Source organism: Streptomyces sp. AcH 505 (genome assembly GCF_000818175.1).
Classification (GTDB): domain Bacteria; phylum Actinomycetota; class Actinomycetes; order Streptomycetales; family Streptomycetaceae; genus Streptomyces.
On the sequence record NZ_JTIY01000001.1, the window covers coordinates 5,629,183 to 5,631,353 of the forward strand.

The window sequence follows — 2,171 nt, forward strand, 5'->3', positions numbered from 1 at the left end:
GCTGGGCGCTGCCCGTACCCGCCGAGCCCGGACCCGGGACGGGCACCGGCACGCTCGGCGACGGGCCGAGCGCCGCCGTCACCGGTGACAACGGGGTACGGTCCACCGTCGTCGCCCTCGACGGATTCGCCGCCGCCGAGATCCACCACGCCACCGACAGCAACCCGCTCGGCGCCCGCTCCGCCACCCCCGTGCTGTGGACGCACGGCCCCGTCGCCTACGCCACGCCGTACGCGGCGGCGGTGCACCTCGGCGGCGACGCGCTGCGGCAGGCCGACCTGCCCCGGCTGACCACCCGCTTCGAAGGCCCCGACGTGGTGGCCGAAGTGACCTGGCCCGACGGCACCCTGGACGCCGTCCGGCTGCCCGCGCCCACCGGCGCCGACGCCCTGTGGAAGGACCCGCACCGTGCATGACGACCGCGAACTCGTCGAGGGTCGCATAGCCAAGTTCCTGGAGCGTCAGCTCCGCCCGGCCCTCTACAGCGACGCCCGCTCCCTCACCCTCGACGCCTGGCAGGTCGACGGCGAACCCGTACCCGTCGCCGACGCGCTGGCCGCCGACTACCGTCCGATGAAGACCGGCGAGAGCTGGGGCGGCCCCTGGTCGACCACCTGGCTGCGGGCCACCGCCGAGATCCCCGCCGAGTGGACGGGACGCCGCGTCGAGGCCGTATTCGACCTCGGCTTCGACCTGACCCGGGGCCCCGGCGGCCAGGCCGAAGGCCTCGTCCACGACGCGCACGGCTCACCGCTCCAGGGCCTGCACCCGTACAACCGCAGTGTGCTCCTGTCGAACAGCGCCACCGGCGGCGAAGCCGTCAATCTGCTGGTCGAACTGGCCGCCAACCCCAACATCTCCGGCAGCCAGGCCAGGGGAACCCACTTCGGCTCCAGGGAGACGGCGGGCGACGCACACCTGTACGTGCTGGAGAGCGCCGAGATCGCCGTACGGGAAGAGGCGGTGTGGCACCTCATCCACGACATGGAGGTGCTGGACGAGCTGATGCGGGAGCTGCCCGAGGGCGCCACCCGCCGCCACCAGATCCTGCGCGCCCTGCACCGCGCCCTGGAGGCCGTCGACCCCGCCGATGTCGCGAACACCGCGCAGGCGGGGCGTGACCGGCTGACCGAGGTGCTGTCCCGGCCCGCGCACGCCTCGGCGCACACCATCACGGCCGTCGGGCACGCCCACATCGACTCCGCGTGGCTGTGGCCCGTACGGGAGACCATGCGCAAGTGCGCACGGACCTTCACCAACATGACCACCCTCGCCCAGGAGTACCCGGAACTGGTCTTCGCCTGCTCGTCGGCGCAGCAGTACGCCTGGATCAAGGAGCAGCGCCCGGAGATCTTCAGCCGGATGCAGAAGGCGGCAGCCGCGGGCAACTGGGTCCCGGTCGGCGGCATGTGGGTCGAGGCCGACGGCAATCTGCCGGGCGGCGAGGCGATGGCCCGCCAACTCGTCTACGGACGGCGCTTCTTCGCCGAGGAGTTCGGCATCGAACAGGACGGGGTGTGGCTGCCCGACTCGTTCGGCTACACCGCCGCCTACCCGCAGCTCGCCCGGCTCGCCGGGGCGAAGTGGTTCCTCACCCAGAAGCTCTCCTGGAACGACACCAACAAGCTGCCGCACCACACCTTCGACTGGGAAGGCATCGACGGCACCCGCATCTTCACCCACCTGCCGCCCGTCGACAGCTACAACGCGGAACTCACCGGCAGGGAAGTGGCCTACGCGGAGCGCAACTTCAAGGACAAGGGATCCGCTACCCGGTCACTCGCCCCGTTCGGTTACGGGGACGGCGGCGGCGGCCCCAGCCGCTCCATGCTGGAGAAGGCGCGCCGGCTGCGCGACCTGGAAGGCTCGCCCAAGGTGGAGGTCGGCCCGCCCACCGAGTTCTTCGCCGCCGCCCGCGCCGAGTACACCGACCTGCCCGTGTGGCGCGGCGAGATGTATCTGGAGAACCACCGCGGCACCTACACCAGCCAGGCCCGCACCAAGCGCGGCAACCGCCGCAGCGAAGCCCTGCTGCGCGAGGCCGAGTTGTGGGCGGCGACCGCCGCCGTACAGGCGGGCGCCGCCTACCCGTACGAGCGCGTCGAGTCGGTCTGGAAGCGGGTGCTGCTCAACCAGTTCCACGACATCCTGCCCGGCTCGTCCATCGCCTG

The 2,171-nt window shown here is 72.0% G+C and carries 2 pseudogenes; both read left to right on the forward strand.

The window, feature by feature from the left end:
• A pseudogene (locus HY68_RS44070) lies at positions 1–416 on the forward strand (hypothetical protein); the annotation flags it as partial.
• Positions 409–2,171 (forward strand): annotated as a pseudogene (locus HY68_RS25295) (alpha-mannosidase); the annotation flags it as partial. The pseudogenes HY68_RS44070 and HY68_RS25295, both read left to right, overlap by 8 nt.